Raw genomic sequence first — 23191 nt, forward strand, 5'->3', positions numbered from 1 at the left:
TATCTACCATCATCTAAAACTATACCTATGAATATCCCATTTTCACCCCCTTTTATTGATCAGGCGGTAATTGATCAGGTTGTGGATACCCTAAAATCCAATTGGATTACTACGGGTCCGAAAGTGAAAGCTTTAGAGCAGGAAATAGTTAAGCTGACAGGTACGCAAGCAGCAGTTTGCGTTAATTCCTGGACTTCAGGTGCCATTTTAACGCTGAAATGGTTTGGGATTAAGGAGGGTGACGAGGTGATTTTGCCCGCCTATACGTATTCGGCAACTGCCTTAAGCGTTCTTCACTGCGGTGCTACGCCAGTGATGGTTGATATAAAAGATGATTTTACGATTGACCCTGAAGAAGTTAGAAAGGCAATTACCACCAGAACAAAAGCTATTCTTGCCGTAGATATTGCCGGTTGGCCCTGCGATTACAATGCCTTGGCTGAAATAGTGAACGATCCACTAATCAAAGAAGAGTTTGTCCCTGCATCAAATACCCAGCGGATGCTTGGAAGGATTTTGCTGATTGCTGATGCTGCTCATTCTATCGGAGCAAAATACGATGAGAGGGCCGCGGCATTAAAATCGGACATCGCCATCTTCTCTTTTCATGCGGTAAAAAATATAACCACTGCCGAGGGTGGATGTATTTGTCTGAACCTTCCAGAACCGTTCAATACAGCAGCAGAGTATAGTTTCTTGAAAGTATTTTCCTTGAACGGTCAGAATAAGGATGCTTTTGCCAAATCCATGGGAACAGGGTGGCGATACGATATTCTTTTTCAGGGATACAAAATGAACATGCCGGATTTATGTGCGGCGGTCGGTCTTGCTCAACTATTGCAGTATGGCGACAAATTGTTGCCATCGAGAAAGGCCATCGCGTTGAAATACCTAAATGCTTTCATTAATTGTCCCTGGGCCATATTGCCGACTTTGCAGGATGAAAGGCGGGAATCCTCATATCACCTGTTTCCACTTCGGATAAAAGGCATCACCGAGGCGAAACGAGATCATATAATTGATTACCTGGCGAAAGCAGGAATTAACGTAAACGTTCATTTTATTCCGATGCCCATGTTTACGCTTTTCAAGAGTTTGGGGTATGATATCAAGAACTATCCTAATGCCTATAAGCAGTATGCCGCGGAAATCTCGCTTCCGATTTATCCTCAGCTTACGGATGCGGAGATCGACTTCATTGTGGAGTCGATGATTGAGGCCGTTCAGTTAGAAGTGGAAATGGAGAAATCCGTTCAGATGGCAGCTCAAATTCCGGCGTGATGAAAAGATCCTTTGATCTGTTCTTTTCGGTACTGGGGCTTTTGCTCTTTCTGCCGTTGTTCATCGTATTCTCGCTGATGATAGTGATAGATTCTCCCGGCGGGGTGTTTTATAAACAAACTCGCGTGGGAAGAAACCGGCTGAACTTTAAGCTTTATAAGTTCCGAACGATGCATGTGACTTCCTCACAAACCTTGCAATTAACGGTGGGAGACCGAGATCCGCGCATCACCAAAGTGGGCTACTGGCTTCGGAAATATAAGTTGGACGAGCTGCCGCAACTCCTTAATATCCTGAAAGGCGAGATGAGCCTGGTAGGGCCGCGGCCGGAAGTTGAAAAGTATGTAAACATGTATACGGCGGCACAACAACGGGTTTTATCGGTTAAACCGGGAATTACGGATTGGGCCTCGATCAAGTTCTGCCAGGAAAGTGAGCTTTTAGCCAGTGTCGCTGATCCTGAAAATTTCTATATCACGGAAATTATCCCTTCAAAAATTGCCTATAGCCTCGCGTATATTGATGATCACGACATCTGGGTGGATATGAAAATTTTGATGCTCACGGTCATCCGGATCTTCCGGAACTGAGATTGCCAACGCTGAATTTAAACATCTTGAAATGATTGTATCAGAAAGTGAGATCAAAAAAGAGATCATCCGCTGGGATGTAATCAATTGGTCTAAAGCTCTCGACTTTTGGAGAGAAAACGTGGAGCTGAAGGGTAAGAAATACCAGTGCCTGGAGCTTGGAGCTAGTTTTGGAGGGCTTTCCTTATGGTTGGCTTTGGGTGAAAACTATGTGGTTTGTACGGATGTAGACGGGCCTGAGCCTGATGCCCGGCTCATACACGCCAAATACAACTGTCAGCAAAACATCACCTATCATGCGATGGACGCCACAAATATTCCTTATGAAAGCTTTTTCGACATCGTCACTTTCAAGTCTATCCTCGGTGGAATCAGCGCAAACAGGAATGACAATAAAAAGAAGGTTGCCGACGAGATTTATAAAGCCTTGAAGCCCGGAGGAAAGCTGCTGTTCGCAGAGAATCTGGAAGGCTGCTTTCTTCATAAAGCGTTGCGTCGCAAGTTTGGAACAAAAGGCTGGAATTACTTGCAGATAGATGAGCTGAACGAGGTCTTCTCATCCTACAAAAGCATCAAGTACAAAAGCATTGGTTTCCTTGGTTGTATGGGAAGAAATGAAAAACAACGATCTGTTTTCGGGAAAGTAGATACGGTGCTTGATAACATCTTACCCCAACGATCCAAATATATTCTGGTTGGAGTGGCAGTTAAATAATTGATCTGAACATGTTGTTTTCTGTAGTGATTCCTACTTATAACCGCGCTTTGAAAGTGAAGCGGGCTATTGATAGCGTACTGAATCAGGCTGAAGATCTGTCGCTTGTCGAAATCATCGTTGTAGATGACGGCTCAACTGATCATACCGTCCGATTTCTGCAGCCCTATATAAAAGCCGGGAAGATTAAGTACGTTAAGCATTCGGTAAACCAGGGAGTTGCGGTCGCAAAAAATACTGGAATATTAACTGCACAGAACGAGTATGTAATGCTGCTGGATTCAGATGATTTGCTGGACAAAGGCGGAATGGCACACCTGATCCGCTTGGTAGAGGACAAGCGGTACGACATCGTTTTTTCCGGTTCGAAGGTGTTGTCGAACGGAGCTTTGATGTTCAACTCATCCTTTAGGGGTGAAAAAAATTATACAGACCTGCTCAAAAATAGCATTGGTGAATATTTACCGATCTGCCGCACCAGTGTTTTAAAGCAGTATTTGCTCCGCAATCTTAGAGGATATGAAAGTGTGACCTGGCTAACTATCGCCCGTGCCGGGTATAAAATTTTTTACGATCCTCATCCAGTGCGCTTGTATGACGACGAGGGGGAAGACCGCCTGTCCAATCGCCTCGGCCTGATCAGGAATTCGGGGGACATGAAGGACGGTTATTCCATTTATCTCAGAGAGTTTGGGAAAGACTTGTTACGAGCCAATCCGAAAGCCTACCTCACCGTAAAGGCGAAACTGTTTTGCTATTCTTTTATCCATCGCTTGAAGCAGAGTCGGGCTAACTAAGCCCGTGCTGTTGGTCAAATGATGTAAACCTTCCGCAGATGAAGAAAAAGGTATATTTCATTCTAAGTTCGCTAAGGGCGGGCGGGTCTGAGCGGGTTTTCTGGCTGCTTTCGCAGTATTTCGACAAGTCGCAATATGATGTCAGCCTCATTCTCCTGGACTCCCGTGATCCGTTCTTTTCACCACAGCTCGAAGGCATCAGAACTGTACATCTTAATACCATCCGGGTTTCCCGGTCATTTTTTAAACTATTCCGGCTGATAAAAAAGGAGAAACCGCATGCTGTGTTCACGACTGGCGGTCACATCAACGCGCTTCTTTCATTCATCTCACTTTTTGTAAAAATTCCCTTCTTAATCGGCAGGGAAGCTAACGTACTGGAACTGATGGTAACATTTGAAGGCTCAAAAGGAAAATTACTAGACATGCTAATTGGGACAGCCTATAAACGAATTGATGTTGGCGTGTGCCAGTCGGACGAAGTGAAAAGGTCGCTAAGCAACAGGTATCGTATCCCGAACGATAAATTAGTGGTAATTCCAAATCCTGTGATTCCTGTCCAGATCATCAAAGCCAGCAAAGCTGGGCGACAAAAACGCCTGATCGTAGTAGCCCGCCTTGCCCGGGAAAAAGGGCTTCTTCGTTTGCTTGAGATCATGAAGGAGCTTCCCGAGAATTATTCACTAAACATTGTGGGAGAGGGACCGTTGCGGGAGGAGCTCGAAACGAGGATCGGGGCATTGGGATTGAGACATCGGGTAGAATTGTGTGGACAGGTAGCTCGTATCACTGATTTTATTGCCGGTCATGACTTGATGCTGCTCACTTCTTTTACAGAGGGATTTCCCAATGCTGTGGTAGAAGCTCTTTCTGTAGGAGTTCCGGTCGTTTCATTTAGGGTAAGCGGCATATCTGCCATCATCACTAATGGCTTTAACGGCTACATCATCGAGCAAAATGACCTGGATGACTTTCGGGTGAAAACCATAATAGCTGGCAACCAATGTTGGGACAACCGGGCCATCAGGGAAGATGTTATCGCCAGGTTCGGGATTGATAAGGTGGTGGCGAAGTATGAAAGCCTGATCGCTTAAGCCCTACGTTTCCTTCTGTTAAATAATCACTGCTCATTTTTATCTCATCTATATGTGTGGTATCTACGGTTCTACAATTTTGTATCCTGAAGAGGTAGTTAAAGAAAAGCTACAAAGAATAAGGTTCAGAGGGCCAGACTATTCTGCGTATGAATATATGCCGGATCTGGTTCTTGGGCATAACCGGCTGGCCATTATCGATCTGGACGAACGTTCAGGGCAGCCTTTCAGCTACGAGCATCTTAAAATTGTTTTTAACGGGGAGATCTATAATTACAGGGAGATCAGAAAACAGCTGGAGCTGGCTGGTTACCCCTTCAGGACCAATTCCGACACGGAGGTTATCTGCGCGGCCTATCTGAAATACGGCGAGTCATGTTTGGAGTATTTCAACGGAATGTTCGCGTTTGTGATTTATGACAGTCGCAAGAAGACCTTGTTCGGCGCCCGCGACAGATTCGGTAAAAAGCCTTTTTATTACCACCAACAGGGCGGCGAGTTCGAGTTTGCCAGTCAGCCCTCTCAGTTAACTATTGGTCAGCACTTTACTTTAGATCAGCAGGCGGTTAACGCCTACTTCTTCTGGGGATATGTTCCAGATCCCTGCTGCATCTGGTCTGAGGTGAAAAAGCTTTCGGCGGGTCATTACTTCATTTATGATCTGTATTCCAAAGACTTCCGGATTAAAAAATACTGGGACATCGATCATGAATGGAGCAACAGGTATACGGGCAGCTATTATGAGGCAAAAGCTACACTGGAAAATTTGCTGCAAGACGCCGTAAAAATTCGTTTGAATGCAGACGTGCCCCTCGGTGTTTTTCTTTCAGGTGGTATTGATTCGTCTCTGGTGGCTGCCCTTGCTTCCCGAATGGTGGACCGCGTGAAAACGTTCTCCATCAAATTCAACGAGAAAGGGTTCGACGAAAGTCTTTATGCCGCAAAGGTAGCCAAACATCTGGGCACAGATCATCACACCATCGAGTGCAACTACGACGAGGGAATTGAGCTGATCAAAAACTTTTCTTACTACTATGATGAACCCTTTGCCGACTCAAGCGGTATTCCGAGTTTGCTGCTCAGCAAGTATACCCGTTCACATGTAACGGTTGCCCTTAGCGGGGATGGGGGAGACGAGGGGTTCATTGGATATTCCAGGTACAATTGGGTGAAACTGGTCTCTCCTCTTTTCCGATTACCAGCTTCTTTTCGGGGCGGCATGGCCTCTCTGATAAAGCTCTCGCCTAATTATACCCATAAACTTATCGCCCTGGGTATTTCGATTGAGAAGATAGAGATGCTGTATATGAAGATGTTCAGCGGCATTGAGAATTCCTGGGTGTTGAATCAAAACTCGGGTTTGCAAAACGAATTCAGCTATTTGCTCCGGAATCCAAAAAAGCCGCTGCTTGAGCAAATGAGCGATTTTGATATCAAAACCTACCTTAACGGCGATATAAATACCAAAGTGGACCGAGCTTCTATGGCTTTTTCTTTAGAGTCGAGAGCCCCCCTGATGGATTATCGGGTGATCGAGTTTAGTCGCTCGCTTCCCACCCGGTTCAAATTTAAGAACGACGTTCAAAAGAGGATACTGAAGGATATACTGTATCAGTATGTTCCAGCAGTTTTGTTCGATCGTCCAAAAGCGGGTTTCACGATGCCCTTTAAAGACTGGTTCAGGAACGAGCTCAAAGAGTATGTGCTGGATAATCTCTGCGATAGCGAGCTCAGGAATATCCCGGGTATAAATATTTATCGCACCAAAGAAATCATACAGGAACATATGACCGGGAAGTGGAACCGCTATCCGCAAATCTGGAAGCTATTGGTTTTGTCTCAATGGTTAAAGCAGCAAAAGCAACAAGTGAGGGAACTCTCCCTTGTCTGACTATCTGCTCATCTGATCTTATCTGCTATGAAAAACCGAATTTTATTTATCACCCCCGCTTTAACGAAAGCAGGGGCAGAGACGCAACTTATCAAGCTGGCTCAGTTTTTAAAGTCAGAAATGAATGATGTGCTTGTCATATCCCTGTTGCCTCAGGGTACTTGTGATATTAATATGGATAGGGCGGGTCTGGATGCGGTCTATCTGAAGAGCTGGAGAACCAACTTTTTTTCCAATCTCCTCCAATTACACCGCGAAGTGAAGGCTTTCAACCCTGAAGTTACTGTGGCGTTTATGTTTATTGCCATCATTTTTGCCCGTCTTTTAAAGCTCTTCTTCAACTTTAGCCTCGTGTCCTCTATCCGGGCTGCAGAGATTCCCAAAAAATGGCTTATTCCGTTCCGGCTCACTTCCAGATTTGATGATGCGGTAGTCTACAACTCAAAGTTCTCGAAGAAGTCCTTCGAAGAGCAGAAGTTAATTCGCAAGGGGGGCTTCGTAATAAACAACGCCATCACGATTCCCGCTGGAAGTGTGCATTTATCCAGGGAGGCTGCTGATCCTTTTCATTGGGTTTGTATTGCACATTTCCGGATCGAGAAAGACTATCAGACCTTGTTCAAGGCCGTCGCTCTGTTGAAAAAAGAGAATTTTGTGGTTGATATTGTCGGTCATTTGTACGATCAGCAGTGGCCAAAAGAGATGTTAAGGGATCTTCAGATCGAGGATAAGGTGTTCCTGCAGGGTTTTAGAACAAACGCCACGGATTACTTGCAGAAGGCGGATGGTTTTGTGATGTCTTCATTCACTGAAAGTACACCTAATGCGGTACTGGAGGCTATGGCTCATGCAAAACCAGTGGTCGCTACCGGAGTGGGAGGGGTTAAAGACCTTGTCAGATCATCCAACTGCGGATTCTGCACCAATTTGAGAGATCCGTATTGCATGGCAATAAGAATGGCCGAACTGATGAAAATGCCGTCGGCCGAACGGGAAGAACTGGGTCAGAACGGAAGGAAATACGTAGAACAGAACTTCTCCGAACGGATTGTAATGAATTCGTGGCTGAGCGTTATCAACCGGTTTAGAAAGATCGATCTTCCGGCTGCTCATGTGGCTTAAAGGTCGAGCTCTGACTATACAACCTTTTTAACCAACCAATATGTGTGGGATATTCGGAACGCTAAATCATAAAGTTTCTCCTCAAAGGGCAGAAATTTTCGACGGTCTTTTTCATCGCGGTCCTGATGAGCAGGCCTCCATAAGCTGTGACAACACGGAATTGTTTCATACGCGCCTGGCCATTCAGGATCTGGGCCTGGGGGGGAAGCAGCCGATGGAGTATAACGGCCTTTACCTCGTCTTCAACGGCGAGATATATAATCACCTGGAGTTGCGTGACAAGTACGGTTTGAAATCCGAATCGAATTCCGACACGAGAACCATCCTGCTGTTGTTTGAACTTTTGGGCATCAGAATGCTGGACGATTTTGACGGCATGTTTGCCTTCGCACTGTACGATTCACGCAATCATAGTTTGTATCTGGCTCGTGACCGGGCAGGGAAAAAGCCGCTTTATGTTTACAACGATGGGAAAAAGCTTGCCTTTTCTTCGGAACTAAATATCCTTTATCGGGTGATGAAACCGCAGATCAACTATGAATCTGTTGCTGATTATTTATACCTCGGCTATTATTATCGTAAAGCTACTCCCTATATCCACGTCAAAGAGCTGGAGAATGGACACTACCTGAAAGTGGATACCACAACCGGTCATTCTACTGATATTCAATGGTACAGCATTGAGAACAGCTATAATAAGAAGCACAACATCTCCTACCATGAGGCTCTTGATCAACTTGATCATAAACTGAATATCGCGGTAAAGCGGCGATTGGACAGTTCAGATCTTGACGTAGGTTCTTTTCTAAGCGGGGGTATTGACAGTGGATTGGTTACTGCAATTGCAGCCGCTAACAGCAGGTCGTTGAAAACCTTTACGGTTCGGATGGAGGGCGCTTATGATGAGTCGTCCCTTGCGCAGAAAGTTTCGGAGAGATATGGAACGGATCATACTGTTGTCGACATCTCTTTTTCTGATCTTCAGAATGAAATCGAAGAGCTGCTGATAAATTATGGAGAACCTTTTTGTGATAATTCAGCCATACCGAGTTATTATGTGGCAAAGGCTGCTAAAAAGCATATCACCGTGGTTTTAAACGGAGATGGAGCTGATGAGCTTTTCGGAGGATACAGGAGGTATGTACCCTTCCGGCATTTTGATTTTTTTAAGTCATCCTCTATCACTCATCTTGCTGCAAAAACGCTGATAAAGTTTCTACCTGTGGCCAATGAAAAGAAAAGCCGGTACAACTATATGTATCGCTTGTTAAAGTTTGCAGGGTTTTCAGATCCGTTAAAACTCTACAGCTCAGCCTCCTCTGATATTTTTGTTGGCTTTGAGAATCAATTTATCTACCGGCCTGCTTTGCACGACATTACTCAAAACCTAACCGGCGTAAATAACCTTTCCGTGTCTTCCCTGGATAAGTTGTTGCTGATGGATTTTCAAACAATCCTGTTCAGCGGTCTACTGCCCAAGATGGACATTGCCACTATGGCTAACTCGCTGGAGGGCCGCAGCCCCTTTTTATCAAAGGAACTGTTAGAGTTTGCGCCGGGTCTGGATGAATCCTATAAAATCAATTCGATCACTACCAAGTACATCCTCAGGGACCTTGCAAAAAGATATTTGCCAGCAGAGCTGATACAACAACCTAAACGGGGATTTGAGGTGCCATTGAAACAATGGGTTGATACCTCTTTGAAGGAAATTATTGAGTCTTACCTACTCAGTTCCAATACTTTGTACGAGAAAATTATCAAGAAAGACTTCATCAAAGCGCTGCTAACAAAAAAGGTTCCAGTATCTGCAGAGAAAAGGGCCAAGATGATCTTCTGTGTTTTTGCTCTGGAGGTCTGGTACAAAAATCTTCAGTAAAAGCAACGATCAAAAATTTCACACTTGATTGTAGGAAACATCTACACTTTGTAGCATTTCACAACCAAATTCTGTCTGTTTTTTTATTCATGCCAATCTTTTAAAAACCAGGAAAAAACTATGAAAATTTTAGTGACCGGAAGTGCCGGCTTTATCGGCTACCATTTAGTAAAACGCCTGATAGAACGAGGTGATCAGGTAGTAGGCCTAGACAATATCAATGATTATTATGATGTCGAATTAAAGTATGGCCGTCTGGCTGATACCGGAATCGTCCGAAATCAGATTGCGTATGGTAAGGAGCAGCAGAGTTTTTACCATCCCAACTATAAATTCATTAAGCTTGACTTGACGGATAGGGAAGGCTTGTCATCCTTGTTTATCAAGAGTGAATTTGACGTAGTATGCAACCTGGCAGCTCAGGCGGGGGTTCGCTACAGCCTCCAAAATCCACAAGCCTATATCGACTCCAATATTAATGGATTTATGAACATTCTTGAATGCAGTAGGCATCACAGGATCAAACATTTGGTGTACGCCAGCTCTTCGAGCGTATATGGATTGAATGGAAAAATGCCTTTTTCTACGCATGATAACGTCGATCACCCCGTGTCTCTCTATGCTGCCACAAAGAAGAGTAACGAGCTTATGGCTCACTGTTACAGCCATTTATTCAATTTACCGACAACAGGACTCCGGTTTTTTACTGTTTACGGTCCTTGGGGAAGGCCGGATATGGCGCTCTTTATTTTTACTAAGGCAATCCTTGAAGGTAGGCCTATCGAGATCTTCAATAATGGTAAAATGATGCGTGATTTTACGTATGTAGACGATATCGTTAAAGGGATTGTAAAGGTTTTCGAGAATCCGGCTACCAGCAATACCGAGTGGAATAGGGAAGATCCAGATCCGGCGTCTTCGACCGCACCTTACCGGGTCTTCAATATCGGCCGGGGCAGGTCGGTTAATTTGATGGACTTTATCGGAGAGCTGGAAAAGAAGCTCGGTATTCAGGCAATAAAAGTTTTCAAACCACTTCAGGATGGGGACGTTTCAGCAACCTGGGCAGACGTTTCTGAACTTGAGCGGGTGTTGGATTACCGCCCTTCAGTTTCTGTAAACTCCGGAATCAAAAGTTTTGTCGAGTGGTATGTAAATTTTTACGCCGAGAGCGCCAAAAAAGAGAAACTGGCATCTCCAATTTCTGCCTAAATGGAGTAAAAGTGTCTAGAAAAACAGATGCGAAATGTTTGAGAAGTTTTTTCCCGCAACTTTAGCCTTTTTGAAAAAACTATACACTGTTGAAAATCAGCATTTTATGGTAGAATCTTAAGGAAAAAAGCAAGAATTAGTAAAAATGGGAATTTGTCATAGAAACATTACAAATTCCTGTTTGTAAACTGACGTTAGTATGACACAAAGCTGGGTTGATCGCGCTTATTCGTTAGCAAACATGGATGTTTGAACAAGTATTTTGAACTTTTTTTAAAAAAAATTGAAGAAAAAATATTTTTAAGAGTAGGTGCTTCTGTCTTAATTATTTCAATACTAAATGAAGTATAGTATATCAAATCTGTTACAATTGTTTAAGATTTTTTCTAACATCGAAATTAATTAAACATTAAACTCCCGGTTTTACTTTCAATACCGGGTCTGTTCATACGAAAAAAGTACGAGTAATTCAAGATTCTCCAATATATCCTTTTGGAAAATCGCTGCGTTACAGGGTCGTACTTTTAAAAAACAAACATGAACAGAAAGAATTTCGTAAAGAAAATTTCATCAATGACTTTATTACTCGCAACAGTAATTCTATTTAGTCAGTGTCAAAAAAATGAAGGGGAGGAGTTAACATTAGAACCTGCTATCGATCAAACCGAAACAGCAGTTTCAGCAACTACGCTGGCAGCTGGCGAGATGGTGCTGAATGTAACGAAAGCGTACAAGGATGCAGGATATTCTTATGAGCTTGTTCAAGATTTAAAAACAACCGCCGATTCTGAAAAACAGCCTACGGCCTCTGTTGTGAGGATTTTTGAGAACGGAAAAGAACTAGGCCCGGGACATGCCAGTCACAAAGAGATCAGGAATACCGGAAAGGGCCGTTTCAGCCATTGGGGCACTAGTCTGTACTTCTCTGCTTCAGACAACACTGACCCGAGAACGAACGGACGCAGGTATACCTACACAATCGGAACTGCTTTAGCTACTCCCGCACCGGCTGCTCCCGCACCGGCACCGACAGCTCCTTCAACACCAATAGCTACTAATTCGCCAATCGGCTATGCTATGGTAGATGGAAAAACTACGGGCGGGCAAGGCGGACAGACTGTTACTGTTTCCAGCTTATCTGCTTTGAAAACTGCAGCTGCTTCCTCTGCTCCAATGATCATCCAGGTATCAGGAACGATCACCGGAACCGGCAGCGTACAGGTGAAATCTAATAAATCTATAATCGGCCTGAAAGGCGCTACTCTCAACGGTGTTGGAATCAAAGTGTTTGGGGTGTCGAATGTGATCATTCAGAATTTGAAAATTCAAAATGTACGGGTAGGTACAGATGACAATGACGGTATCAACGTGAAATTTGCATCTCATCACGTTTGGATCGACCATTGCGAACTTTCTGCCGACAGAAATCACGGCTGGGAGTATTACGACGGCTTAATCGATATTACCAGAGAATCGAACTATGTTACTGTATCCTGGACGAAGTTCCGCGATAGTCATATTCCTCTTCTGATTGGTGGTGGTATCGCAGGACATGAGAGTGACAGGGGCAAGCTGAAAATTACCTTGCATAACAACCACTTTTATAACATCTCTGAAAGAGCACCTGATATGAAATATGGTTACGTCCACATGTTCAACAATTATATCCAGAATAACAGCGGATATGGTGTAGCGGCTCTTGCGGGCGGTACAGTACGGATGGATAATAACTACTTCGCTAACAGCAATCGCCCGATCACTACTACTTACAAAGGTTATCCGGCTGGTTACATTAGTGGTGCAAACACTAATATTTACAGCGGCAGCGGTAGCAATAACATTACTACTTCTGCTTCAACGTGGCTTCCTCCGTATGAGTACAAGAGCGTGCTAGTTGCGGCTGCTAATGTTCCTCAGGTAGTATCTGCAGGTGCTGGTCCACGCTAATTCTTAGTAGCCGATATCTTCAAGGAAGTAATTCCTTTATTCAAATCTTATTTTGTTTCTAAAGCTATCCGGTGTTCCGGGTAGCTTTAGTAGTTTTTGAACCTCTAACTTTAGTAAACCTATGGAAGCTTCAGGAAAAAAAATACTGATAGCCTGCGACTCGTCGCGCTCTCTTTTAGATTTCCGTGGAAAGCTGATTGAGGCCTTGGCTGAACGGAACAAAGTCTACGTGTTTACTCCTAAAATCCACCAGGAACACGTAAGAGCAAAGTTGCTTGATTCCGGGGTAGGGATTTATGAGAACGACCTGCATGGCAGCAATGTCAGCATAGCTTCTGATCTTAAATACATCTACAACCTGTACCAGGTGATCCGCTCCATTAAACCCGATGTGTTTTTTCCTTATACCTTCAAGCCGGTTATTTATGGGGCCTTGGTTGCCAGGCTCTGCAAAATCAATCGCATAACGCCGATGCTTACCGGCCTTGGGTATAACTTCCTGGACTTGAGTTCGAGAGCCGGGCTTGTCAAAATGATCACCAAAAAACTCCTTAAGCTGAGTTTAGGAAGCAGCACGCTGCGTGTGATCTTTCAAAATCGAGACGATTACCAAACGCTTTTAACTTCCAAGATTATTGGTAAAAGTACTCAGGCCTTTGTTGTTAATGGCTCAGGAGTAGACCTATCGCACTACGACTATTCGCCGCCTGACATTCGCAATGCTAGCTTTTTGATGATCTCAAGATTGATTAACGCAAAAGGCATACGCGAGTATTATGAGGCTGCCAAGGCCATCAAAATGAAATATCCAGGAGCGGAGTTCAAGTTGGTAGGATCTTACGATGATAACATTGATTCGATCAGCCGGGAGCTTTATGATCAGATTAAAAACGACGGCACGATTAATTACCTTGGAGAAATTGATGATGTTCGGCCAGAGATCAGAGCTTCCTCTGTAGTAGTGTTGCCCTCTTATTACGGAGAGGGAATACCGAGGTGTATGCTGGAAGCGATGGCTATGGGAAGGCCAATTATTACCTCTAACTCAGTAGGTTGCAAAGAAACCGTTAATCCGGACGATAGTAAGCAGAACGGATTTTTAGTGCCTGTCAAGAATGTCAGTGCCCTAAAAGATCACATGGAGTACTTCATCAATAACCGCCACGATATCTTAATCTTCGGACTGAATAGTAGAAGTTATGCGGAAGACAGGTTTGATGTCCATAAAGTGAATAACCAGATGCTTGCGATACTAGAGGAATAATATCCTCCTGCCTGGGCTACATTTAGCTGGCCCTACAACCCTGCCTAAAGTCACCAAACCAACAACTATTACAATGCTTCAACAGGAATTTATCATTTCGACCAAGGAGAAATGGAACCACTTCATTTCCCGGAGTCTCCACACGGAGCTGTATCACAGCTGGAACTATCATGTTTTGGATAAAAGTGGAGAACCTTTGCTTTATGTGTATGGGGAAGAGGAAGTGTTTATAGCCCTGCCTCTTATTAAGCGCAAAATTAAAGATTCCCCTTTCTTTGATTTTTCTTCTGTGTACGGTTACGCCGGACCTGTTAGTAATGTAAGTTTTGAAAGCTTGCCCGAAAGCACGATGGAGAACTTTAAAGCTGCTTTTATCAGTTTCATGAAACATGAAAAGTGCATTTGTGTGTTTTCCCGTTTAAATCCTTTCATCAATCAGAGGAAACTTCTTGAAAGGATAGGCGGAATCTATGAAAATGGAAAAACCATCTACATGGATCTTTCCACTCCCCAGGAAGAACAGTATGCTAATTACGAGAAACGCCTGCTGCGACAGGTGAAACAGCTGCGCAAGAAAAATTATGTGATAAAGGAAACAATGACGCAGGACGATATCCGGTGTTTCTGCGAAATGTACTGGGATAATATGAAGCGGGTAAACGCTTCAAACCATTATTTTTTTACCCGCGAGTATTTTACCACCTTGTTGGATACGACGGCAGAAAACTCGAAACTGTTGATGATTTACGACAGTGCAACTCCCATATGTGGCGCTATTGTCTTTTATTCAAAGGATGTAATCAGAAATCATCTTTCGGCCACCTCAGAAGCCTACCTGAAAGATTCGCCGAGTAAGTTGCTGACAGACGAGATTAGTCAGATCGGGAGGCGTTTGGGTGTTAAATACTTTCACCTTGGGGGAGGTGTGGGCGGCCGGGAAGACTCTCTGTTTCAGTTTAAATCTTACTTTTCACATACCAGCATGCTTGACTTTACCTGGCGGTTCATCGGCGATCAGGAGGCTTATAACAGCCTCGTGGAGATATGTGGATTGAAGCAGGCTGATAAAACTAACTTTTTCCCACTGTACAGAAGTGCTCAGCTGGCCGACGCCATTTCCTAAACCCTGTATTTAAAGTTTGAATTGTCGAGATCTCTCATTAAACCTGTTAACAAATAATGACGATGGAAAATAAACTTAACTACTCAGAAGCTACGACCGAGAACTTCAATCGTTTAATCTACAAGTACGGTTGGGTCGTCTATGAAAATGTACTTGACGCTCCTTTACTCGAGGAAATAAACAATTCGCTGGAAGAAGCCTATCTGGTGCGCAGGCATATCCAGGTAATGAACGGGATAGGAGCCAATACCGACGGGACGCTGCACCATCTGATAGACAAGGATAATTTTGCGTTGAATTTTTTGAAAAAAATGTATTTCGATGAGGAGATGAAGTGTTTTTTCAATGGCAACTATGTGTTGAATTCATTCGGAGGAGTGATGGTTAGTAAAGGCTCCGACCAGTACGTTCAAAAGATCCACCGCGATGTCAGAAGTTTTACCGGCGATCTAAAGATGATGATCCAAATGATCGTTCTTCTTGATGATTTTACAGAAGATAACGGTGCAACCTATTTGTTGAACGGCTCTCACCTAAAGGACGAAAGGCCTGACGACGACTATTTTTATCAGAATGCTTCCAGGGCAATCGCAAAAAAAGGCAGCATCATTCTTTTTGATTCGCACCTATGGCATGCTGCAGGAGTAAACTTCACCGATATCCCTCGACGAGCCTTAACTATTGGCTTCTCCAGACCTTTCATGAAACAGCAGCTCGACTATCCACGCTACCTGGGATATGAATACGGCGAAGGTTTGGACGAAGAACTAAGACAGGTGCTGGGCTATAACGCACGAGTGCCCGCCAACCTTTATGAGTTCTATCAGCCTCCACACAAAAGAATGTACATGCCTGGTCAGGGCTAACTGTTTTCCTTTTTGATACCTGGGTAAGATGAGAAATATTGAGTTAAAGGAAAAGCCGATAGGGGGATATATTGAACTTCAGTTGCCTCCCGGCGAAGAATATTATCCCTCCTTGCTGGGGGTGAATACAGGCAGGAACTGTCTGGAATACATTCTGCGTGTGAAGGGTTACGAGACGATATATCTTCCGTATTTCACCTGCGATGTGCTGCTGGAACCTATTAAAAAGCTGAATGTAGAGTTGAAGTACTACCATATCGACCCCAACCTCGATCCTATAATTGATTTTGATGTCGGAGAGAAAGAGTGCTTTGTTTATACCAACTACTTTGGATTAAAGGATAAAACAGTAGCGAAACTAACTTCGGAAGTGAAGAATCTGATAATTGACAATAGTCAGGCTTTCTTTTCTAACCCGCATTCTCATATTGATACGTTTTATTCTTGTAGGAAGTTTTTTGGAGTACCTGATGGGGCTTACCTTCATTTGACGGGCTTAATCCGCTTGGCCTTAAAAGCGGACACCTCCATTAACAGGTTCTCCCATCTGATTAAAAGTATTGACGTAGGAATTGAAGAAGGATATACCGATTTCGTGAATAACAATCGTGTCCTTTTCAATAACAATATCCGGGAGATGTCTTCACTGACAAAACGAATCCTCTCTGGGATTGACTACCAGTATTGTAGGAAAAGAAGAGAAGATAATTTCAGATATCTGCACGAGTTTCTGAAGGATCGGAATCAGCTACGCATAGAAGCCGACGAAATCAACGGACCTATGGCCTATCCTTTTCTGTATTATAAGTCCGATTTGAAACAGCAGTTAATCAGCAGGAAAGTTTTCGTTCCAACGTACTGGCCTAATGTATTCGAGTGGACGACGAAGGATATGTTCGAATACGGGCTGGCCGACAACCTTGTCGCACTGCCAATTGACCATCGCTACACAGAAGCAGATATGAAAAGGATTTTAACCTGTATAAACCAACTATTGTGATGAATGCTATTTATTTAAGACCGCTTTCAGTCGAAGACGCCAAAACTTCCTACCGCTGGCGAAATAATCCGGAGGTATGGTCGTATACCAAATTCAAAGCGGAGGAGCAGATAAGTGTCGAGGTGGAAACGGAGTGGTTGCAGAACGTGCTCAAGCGGAAAAATGAAAAGCGCTTTGCTATTTGCCTGAAGAATACCAATCAGTATGTGGGGAATATTCAGCTTTTGAACATTGCAGACAGAAGCGCAGAGTTTCATATCTTCATCGGTGAGCCTTCTTTATGGGGAAAGGGGATAGGCAAGGCGGCAACCAGCTTGCTAATGAATTATGCCTTTAATAAGATTAAACTTTCCAGAATCAGCCTTGAAGTAAAACCCGACAATTTACCAGGAGTAGCCGTCTACACCCGGATGGGTTTTGAACCTACCGGAGAGCATGATGGTTTCATTGTTATGGAACTTACCCGGGTTAGATTTAGGGACGCCTATAAGCGCTACAAACTGGTAGAGCAATATTGATTAGTCCGGATTTCCTTTCCTCCAATTCCTTGCAACAGCAACTTTAAATTTATGATACAGATCGTTACGATTCTCGAGCCGGAGAAATGGCAGAAGTATGTGACAAGTTGCAGCCAGTATGATTTTTATCATACCTGGACTTACCACTCGCTAAATAAGTGCGGAGAACCCTTTCTCTTTGTTTTTGAAGAGAAAGAACTCCTCGTCGTGTTTCCGCTTATTAAAAGGAAAATTTATAATACCGGACTATTTGATCTTACCTCCGTTTACGGCTATTCTGGGCCCATTTCTGATCGAGCACTGGAAAAATTGAGCGCCGCCGAACTCAAAAGGTTCCGCGATGCTTTTCTGGACTTCCTACATGAGGGCAACTATGTCTCGGTGTTCTCCAGGTTGAACCCTTTCTTCAACCAAATCCCGTTACTCGAAAGGCTGGGTGGAATTCACAGCAACGGCGAAATAGTCGCAATCGACCTGAGCAGCAGCTATAAAGACCAGGCAGGCAAATACAGGAAAAATGTTTCTGTTGCTGTCAAGCAACTGCGGCAAAAAGGATATCAGGTGAAAGAGGCCTCCTCCATTGGAGAGGTCGCTACTTTTATCAGGATTTACACCGAAAATATGGAAAGGCTGCAGGCTGCAGACCAATACTATTTTGATGAAAATTATTTTTTAAGATTCCTGAGTGCCGAGGATTATAAAAGCAAACTGTACCTCGTGTACGCCGGGCAGGAGGCAATATCCGGCACACTTGTAACCTTCACCAACGGGATTATTCAGGGGCATCTCATCGGCACCAAAGCGGCTTATCTCAGCGAGTCTCCGGCTAAGCTTCTTGTAGATGAGGTGTCGATCATCGGGAGGGAACTGAAAATGGATTTCTACCATTTAGGCGGTGGACTGGGTTTTAAAAAAGACTCATTGTTCCACTGGAAGATAGGTTTCTCTGATTACTGTCTGCCCTATTACAGCTGGAGGTATATTGCCGACCGTACTGCTTACAAGAATTTAGTGAGCGCCCACAGTCTTCTTGACGAGAGCACTGTGGATTACTTCCCTTTATATCGCTACGAGAAAGTGACAAAATAACTATCGGATACCCCCTGTGGTTCCGGTTTCCTGAAATGGGAGTTCCCTACATCTAACCTTAGAATTTTTATTATTTCCGCATCTATAATCTCTTACCTATGATACCTTCCATACTATTCAAAAGAGCACAAAGCCGCTGGCTTATCTTGTTGGTTGACCTTGCTATTATAGCTTGGGCCTTTTCAACGGCTTTTTTAGTGACCAGGCAGTTTGATTTTCCTCAATTGCTTAGCTACAGTTTTCAACTCCATCTAGCGGGGTACTGTACCACGGCTATGCTGGTTTTTGTATTGATGAGGATCCATACCGGTATCATCAGGTTTTCCAATACTGAAGATATCATCCGTATTTTTTCATCTACGCTGCTTGCTAATATCTCGTATTCACTTATTCTCCAGTGGAGTTTGAGAGATATCAGATCAGAGACGCCTTCTTTCAAGGAAGTAATTATCTTGAACTTCTTTATTTCCTCAACCTTGCTGATAATGCTTCGTCTGTTTGTGAAAAGTGCCTACAATTTCTATAAAGGCTATAAAAAGGTGGATGTAAAACCTATATTGATCTATGGATCCGGAAAGCCAGCAGTGTTAATTAAACAAGCTTTTGAGTCTCACCCCGAAATTAAGTACGAGGTGCTGGGATTTTTAGATCACGACGCTGACAAGTTGGGCAAATACATCGAACGGAAGCGGGTTTACAACGATTCTGCCGTTCGTTACCTGAAAGAGAAATATGGGTTGGCTGAATTAATAATAAGCAGTAACAGTCTCAATACTGAGGAAAAGAAGCGGACGGTGGAAACTTGCATCAACTTATCCATAAAGGTGCTCACAGTTCCGCCAGCTAACGAATGGCTTCACGGTCATCTTAACCTAAACCAAGTGTCAAACTTAAAAATTGAAGATCTGTTGGAGCGGGAGCCCATTCTCCTTGATAAGAAGAAAATAATGGGAAAGCTGGCAGGGAAGCGGATTTTGATAACTGGTGCAGCCGGCTCTATCGGATCGGAGATTGTGCGGCAGGTGATGGGCTATAACCCCGAAAAGGTGATTTTGGTGGACCAGGCGGAATCGCCCATGCATGAACTGCAGCTCGAGTTGGAAGATAAGAATATGGGAGCGAAAGTGAAACTTTGTATCGCCAATATTCAAAATTATAGGTCCATGCATGCTATTTTTCATACCTATCGACCCCAGGTGGTATTTCATGCAGCGGCTTACAAACATGTGCCGATGATGGAAAATAATCCTCGAGAAGCTATTCTTGACAATGTTTTGGGTACAAAAAACCTAGCCGAAATAGCAGTAGAATTTTACGTGGAAAGATTTATCATGATTTCTACTGATAAAGCAGTCAACCCAACAAACGTTATGGGTGCCTCAAAACGACTCGCGGAGATGTATATTCAATCTTTAAACTGCCATTTAGATGCAATGAACAGCAGTTTGATGTTAGGCGGACAATCGCTTTTTGTTAAAGGCGGCATTCGTCGGGGGCATACCAAATTTATCACCACCCGTTTTGGTAATGTACTGGGCTCTAACGGTTCCGTGCTGCATCGGTTTAAAGCACAAATTGAGCGGGGCGGTCCTGTCACTGTTACGCACCCGGAGATAACCAGATATTTCATGACCATCCCCGAATCGGTTCAACTAGTGCTGGAGGCAAGTGCGATGGGTAGAGGTGGAGAAATTCTTATTTTTGATATGGGAAAACCAGTCAAGATTGTCGACCTGGCGGCGAATATGATCAGGCTATCGGGATACGTTCCATACAAAGATATCCAGATTGCTTTTTCTGGCTTACGACCGGGGGAGAAATTATATGAGGAGCTCTTGAATAAAGAAGAGCTGAGCGTACCTACCCATCATCATAAAATTAAGATATCCAAGGTGATCGTATACCCTTACGACTATGTTCAGGGAAAAGTAAACGAGCTGCTGAAGTTGAATGAGAGCGGGGATGAATTCAAAATCGTTGCGAAAATCAAAGAGATTATCCCAGAGTACAAAAGCAATAATTCAAGATTTAAAGAGCTCGATCAGCAACTACAGGCAGTTTCTTAAAGCGAAAATTGCATGAATCTTAGCTTGAGTCAAACCCGGCTACTGCCACAATTACCAAAAAATATGGGATGGAAATGGATCAGATTCCAAAAACAATGAATATGGATATTCATGTTGGTGAAATGATTGAAGAATTAGTTCGTGTCAATCAAGTAAGCATTACAGAGATAGCCAGAAAAACCCACGTTAACCGGCGATCGGTGTACAACTGGTTTAAACAGAAAACACTGCGACCTTACACACTGCACCGGATTTGCGAAGTGCTAGCGTCCGATTTTTCTATTGAGTTGCCGGGGATTTTCCAGGAGAAGCAGCAGAGTTTTAAAAAACAGGCAGAGCAAGAGCACGAGTCCGCAGGAAAGGAATCTGGAGACGTTTTTTATTGGATGAATAAGTATATTTTCTTGTTGGAAAAATACAATGAGCTGCTGGACCGGATCAGCCGGAAAGAAGAGGAGCCTGTTGGCAGGCACTAGCATAACCGGCCACTGGGCAAAGGGATCTGTTTGGACGACTAATTAATTTACTATGATACTGCCCTGCCCGTTTTTTCGAAGCCTGAAAGCTAGTAATTTACTGAGACCTTATGCGGTTTATCTGTTACAGCACTAAGAAAACCAGTCATAGAAAGATGCCTGTCCAATGTTGCAAGTAGTTTCGATACCTGGAGGGGCTTTCGAACGCACTCTCTTACTGACAGTCCAACGTGCCGTAAGTCCACGTCCTCGTCACTAAGTAGAATTATCGGAACATCTGCTCCTGCCGCATTCGCCGGATAGAAAATAATTTCTGATTTTTCGCCAAGCTGCAGGGTCGGCTGATCCAGAATGAGTAAATCTGGACTGAAATTGTGTACAAAATTTGGAACATCGGCCATTTTTGAACACAGGTACGTCTCATAGCCTTCAAAAGTCAAAAGTTCATCCAAGCTTTCAGAAAGCTGCGTATCATGTCCTACAATCAGTATCTTTTCCCTCATCAATCAAAACTTTCCAGATATGCTGCAAAAGTTGTGCCTGTAAAGGAGGACTAGAAGTTGGGGGTAGGGAGGTTTGTGCAGGAGAATACCTGTCTTTTTCTTCAATAAAAGCGGAAGCTATTTCCGTTTCCAACGTTTTAAATTAGCCTCTTTTTTAAGTGCAGATACAAGACGGATTATGTCCCTTATTATTCTACTATTCAAACTAATTTGCGAGAACATCTAGGTGCCATTTAATCGTATTTGTTTAGATACTCCATACCATATTCTACTTGCTTCGCTTCGTCATGATAAACGAGGATTAGAAAGAGGCTGTCTAAAGATTGAAAAAAAAATTCGTAACTATCTCTTTTCTAGTTCGTAAAACCTTTAACATTACCAAGTTGAAAGACCATGAATTCAGAAAGAGCATTCATCCTTTTCGAAGGATTTTTACACCAAATCTTCAGACGCAATAAAGAAGTCGTTGTAATATTAAACAATGGAAGTCAAATAACAATCCCGGCAGACAGGGTTCGGTTTTGTTCACTTTCAGATTTCCTACCAAAGTAGTTTTCATAGTTAGTTTGAGTATAGGTTGATTGAGAAAAAGGAGCTTTTAGCTCCTTTTTTGCTGTTATATAGCTATTCCCATTTTGCAAAACCGACGCTTCTCTGGTATCTTAGCTCCAAAATCGTCGGACTATGCGATCTTCCGCTCTTACCCCCCAGCAATATCTTGCAGAACTACCAGAAGAGAGACTTTCATCCATAACCGAACTGCGAAAGGTCTTGCTTGAAAATCTTCCCCAAGGCTTTGAAGAAGTTATCAGTTACGGCATGCTCGCCTATGTTGTTCCTCATTCCATCTATCCTAATGGCTATCATTGCGACCCTAGTCAGCCCCTTCCCTTTATCAGTATTGCTGCTCAGAAAAACTTTGTTGCCCTTTATCATATGGGCTTGTACGCCAATCCGGATCTATTGAAGTGGTTTGAGGAGGAATATCCTAAGCACAGCAAAACTAAGCTGGATATGGGGAAAAGCTGTATCCGGTTCAAAAAACGGGAAGATATTCCCTATGACTTGATTGCTCACCTGGCCGCAAAGATTAGTCCGGCGCAGTGGATCGAGACCTATGAGAAGGTCCTGAAAAAATAATTAGATATTTTGCTCGTCCTGTAAAAGCTGTTGACATACTGCTGTCATTGGCCCATGCTTTCTTTGTATAGAAAATCAACAACTAACAAGTTATGGAAAGCAATCCAATCACAGAAACCGCAGTAGTAATCAGCGAAGCACAGTTATTAGAGCACTGGCAGGGGCACCGGGCACTTACCCGCAAAATGATAGAAGCATTTCCTGAAGACAAGTTTTACAACTATTCGGTAGGAGGCATGCGACCTTTTGTTGAATTGATCATGGAGATGATTGACATGGCAGACGGGGGCATTGACGGAATTGCAAGCCGCGAGTGGAAGTCAATCGACGATTCGTCGCACATCACCCGGAACTACCCCGGCTCTAAGCAGGAGGTGTTGGCTATCTGGGATCGGGTGACCGCTAAGATCAATGCAACATGGCCCTCCATCCCCGAGGGACGCTTTCAGGAAGTAGACAAGGCTTTCGGCGTTTACGAAAATCCTGTCTATGCCACTCTTTTTTATTTTATTGATAACGAAATTCATCACCGGGGACAAGCGTATGTCTACCTTCGTTCGCTGGGTATCACGCCACCTCCATTTTGGGAAAGAGCTTAGTGCTAAAAAGGCTGTCCGG

The 23191-nt window shown here is 43.6% G+C and carries 21 protein-coding genes; 20 read left to right on the top strand and 1 reads right to left on the bottom strand.

Going from position 1 to position 23191, the window contains the following annotated elements:
• Positions 1-27 precede the first annotated feature (27 nt).
• The 18 genes from J4N23_RS04740 (at position 28) to J4N23_RS04825 (ending at position 20930) form a co-directional block, all read left to right on the top strand.
• Complete coding sequence (locus J4N23_RS04740; protein WP_207425877.1) at positions 28-1281, top strand: DegT/DnrJ/EryC1/StrS aminotransferase family protein; 1254 nt, start codon at positions 28-30, stop codon at positions 1279-1281.
• The gene (locus tag J4N23_RS04745; protein WP_207425878.1) at positions 1281-1871 is read left to right on the top strand and encodes a sugar transferase; all 591 of its coding nucleotides are present in this window, start codon (positions 1281-1283) and stop codon (positions 1869-1871) included. Before J4N23_RS04740 ends, J4N23_RS04745 begins: the two co-directional genes overlap by 1 nt.
• 31 nt (positions 1872-1902) lie before the next feature.
• The gene (locus J4N23_RS04750) at positions 1903-2586 is read left to right on the top strand and encodes a class I SAM-dependent methyltransferase (RefSeq protein WP_207425879.1); all 684 of its coding nucleotides are present in this window, start codon (positions 1903-1905) and stop codon (positions 2584-2586) included.
• 11 nt (positions 2587-2597) lie between these two features.
• The gene (locus tag J4N23_RS04755; protein ID WP_207425880.1) at positions 2598-3383 is read left to right on the top strand and encodes a glycosyltransferase; all 786 of its coding nucleotides are present in this window, start codon (positions 2598-2600) and stop codon (positions 3381-3383) included.
• 38 nt (positions 3384-3421) lie between these two features.
• Positions 3422-4477, top strand: a complete 1056-nt coding sequence (locus tag J4N23_RS04760; protein ID WP_207425881.1) for a glycosyltransferase — start codon at positions 3422-3424, stop codon at positions 4475-4477.
• A 52-nt stretch (positions 4478-4529) separates the two neighbouring features.
• Entirely contained in the window at positions 4530-6368 is a 1839-nt protein-coding gene (asnB, locus tag J4N23_RS04765; RefSeq protein WP_207425882.1) for an asparagine synthase (glutamine-hydrolyzing), read from the top strand.
• 27 nt (positions 6369-6395) lie between these two features.
• Positions 6396-7490, top strand: coding sequence for a glycosyltransferase family 4 protein (locus tag J4N23_RS04770; protein WP_207425883.1), 1095 nt, complete (start codon positions 6396-6398; stop codon positions 7488-7490).
• Positions 7491-7530: 40 nt separating this feature from the next.
• On the top strand, positions 7531-9369 hold the full coding sequence (gene asnB / locus J4N23_RS04775; RefSeq protein WP_207425884.1) for an asparagine synthase (glutamine-hydrolyzing): 1839 nt from the start codon (positions 7531-7533) through the stop codon (positions 9367-9369).
• 120 nt (positions 9370-9489) lie between these two features.
• Positions 9490-10581 carry an NAD-dependent epimerase gene (locus tag J4N23_RS04780; protein WP_207425885.1) on the top strand — a complete coding sequence of 364 codons (1092 nt, stop codon included), beginning with the start codon at positions 9490-9492 and terminating at the stop codon, positions 10579-10581.
• 537 nt (positions 10582-11118) lie between these two features.
• On the top strand, positions 11119-12528 hold the full coding sequence (locus tag J4N23_RS04785; protein WP_207425886.1) for a polysaccharide lyase family 1 protein: 1410 nt from the start codon (positions 11119-11121) through the stop codon (positions 12526-12528).
• Between the two features lie 121 nt (positions 12529-12649).
• Positions 12650-13792, top strand: coding sequence for a glycosyltransferase family 4 protein (locus tag J4N23_RS04790; RefSeq protein ID WP_207425887.1), 1143 nt, complete (start codon positions 12650-12652; stop codon positions 13790-13792).
• A 73-nt stretch (positions 13793-13865) separates the two neighbouring features.
• Positions 13866-14915: a GNAT family N-acetyltransferase gene (locus J4N23_RS04795; RefSeq protein WP_207425888.1), complete on the top strand. Its 1050-nt coding sequence runs from the start codon at positions 13866-13868 to the stop codon at positions 14913-14915.
• A gap of 62 nt (positions 14916-14977) precedes the next feature.
• Positions 14978-15781 (top strand): phytanoyl-CoA dioxygenase family protein, encoded by an 804-nt coding sequence (locus J4N23_RS04800; RefSeq protein ID WP_207425889.1) that lies wholly within the window; start codon positions 14978-14980, stop codon positions 15779-15781.
• A gap of 28 nt (positions 15782-15809) precedes the next feature.
• On the top strand, positions 15810-16781 hold the full coding sequence (locus J4N23_RS04805; protein WP_207425890.1) for a hypothetical protein: 972 nt from the start codon (positions 15810-15812) through the stop codon (positions 16779-16781).
• A complete protein-coding gene (locus tag J4N23_RS04810; RefSeq protein WP_207425891.1) occupies positions 16781-17299 on the top strand; it encodes a GNAT family N-acetyltransferase in 519 nt (172 codons plus the stop codon). The genes J4N23_RS04805 and J4N23_RS04810 overlap by 1 nt, the downstream gene beginning before the upstream one ends.
• Before the next feature lie 51 nt (positions 17300-17350).
• Positions 17351-18388 (top strand): GNAT family N-acetyltransferase, encoded by a 1038-nt coding sequence (locus J4N23_RS04815; protein ID WP_207425892.1) that lies wholly within the window; start codon positions 17351-17353, stop codon positions 18386-18388.
• Positions 18389-18486: 98 nt separating this feature from the next.
• The gene (locus J4N23_RS04820) at positions 18487-20454 is read left to right on the top strand and encodes a nucleoside-diphosphate sugar epimerase/dehydratase (RefSeq protein ID WP_242689123.1); all 1968 of its coding nucleotides are present in this window, start codon (positions 18487-18489) and stop codon (positions 20452-20454) included.
• A gap of 74 nt (positions 20455-20528) precedes the next feature.
• The gene (locus tag J4N23_RS04825) at positions 20529-20930 is read left to right on the top strand and encodes a helix-turn-helix domain-containing protein (RefSeq protein ID WP_207425893.1); all 402 of its coding nucleotides are present in this window, start codon (positions 20529-20531) and stop codon (positions 20928-20930) included.
• 89 nt (positions 20931-21019) lie between these two features.
• Here the strand turns inward: J4N23_RS04825 and J4N23_RS04830 are convergent, their stop codons facing one another.
• Positions 21020-21433: a response regulator transcription factor gene (locus tag J4N23_RS04830; protein WP_207425894.1), complete on the bottom strand. Its 414-nt coding sequence runs from the start codon at positions 21431-21433 to the stop codon at positions 21020-21022.
• Between the two features lie 684 nt (positions 21434-22117).
• Between J4N23_RS04830 and J4N23_RS04835 the strand changes: the two genes are divergently transcribed.
• Together J4N23_RS04835 and J4N23_RS04840 are read left to right on the top strand one after the other, a co-directional pair.
• The gene (locus J4N23_RS04835) at positions 22118-22573 is read left to right on the top strand and encodes a DUF1801 domain-containing protein (RefSeq protein WP_207425895.1); all 456 of its coding nucleotides are present in this window, start codon (positions 22118-22120) and stop codon (positions 22571-22573) included.
• Between the two features lie 92 nt (positions 22574-22665).
• On the top strand, positions 22666-23172 hold the full coding sequence (locus tag J4N23_RS04840) for a DinB family protein (RefSeq protein WP_207425896.1): 507 nt from the start codon (positions 22666-22668) through the stop codon (positions 23170-23172).
• Positions 23173-23191 lie beyond the last annotated feature (19 nt).

Origin of the sequence: Pedobacter sp. SYSU D00535 (assembly GCF_017355855.1) — a bacterium.
Taxonomy (GTDB): domain Bacteria; phylum Bacteroidota; class Bacteroidia; order Sphingobacteriales; family Sphingobacteriaceae; genus Desertivirga.